Below are 597 nucleotides of genomic sequence, written 5' to 3'. Positions count from 1 at the left end.
ACCTCACCCCGTCGGCCCCGGCGCCGGATTTCGCGCTCAAGAGCCTGGCCGGTCCGAACGTCCGGCTGCGCGAGCAGCGCGGGCAGGTGGTGATGATCAACTTCTGGGCCACCTGGTGCGGCCCCTGCCGCGTCGAAATGCCGCACCTGAACCGCCTGTACGAGAAATACCGCCCCGCGGGCTTTCAGCTGCTGGGCGTGAACATCGACGAGGATCCGGCACAGGCGCAGCAGCTGGCCAGCAAGCTCAACCTGCGTTTTCCGGTCCTGCTGGACAGCGGCAAGCAGGTCAGCCGCCTCTATGACCTGACGACGATGCCATCGACTGTGCTGATCGACCGCGACGGCCGCGTGCGCTACGTGCACCGCGGTTACCGCAACGGTCTGGAAGAGACCTACGAGAAACAGATCCGGGAGCTGCTGAAGGAATGAGCCCACGGACGGTGATCGGCGGACGGTCGACGGCGGCTGCGCTGCTCGCGCTGGCGCTGGCCGGCTGCGGCATCCAGCCCTGGGTGCGGCCGTATGAGCGCGAGCGCCTGGCCGCCCCGGTGATGAACTTCGCCCGCGATCCGCTGGCGGCCAAGCATTTCGAACA

General features: G+C 67.7%; 1 protein-coding gene. It reads left to right on the top strand.

The window, feature by feature from the left end; all coding sequences use genetic code 11:
• Window positions 1-431 (top strand): TlpA disulfide reductase family protein (locus tag N2041_RS14645; RefSeq protein ID WP_297679355.1); only part of this gene is annotated, 431 nt, incomplete at its 5' end.
• Between the last annotated feature and the right edge of the window lie 166 nt (window positions 432-597).

This window comes from Tepidiforma sp. (assembly GCF_026419595.1).
In the GTDB taxonomy this organism is placed as follows: domain Bacteria; phylum Chloroflexota; class Dehalococcoidia; order Tepidiformales; family Tepidiformaceae; genus Tepidiforma.
Note: the sequence above shows the minus strand (reverse complement) of the source record. Positions and strands in the feature narration are given on the sequence as shown.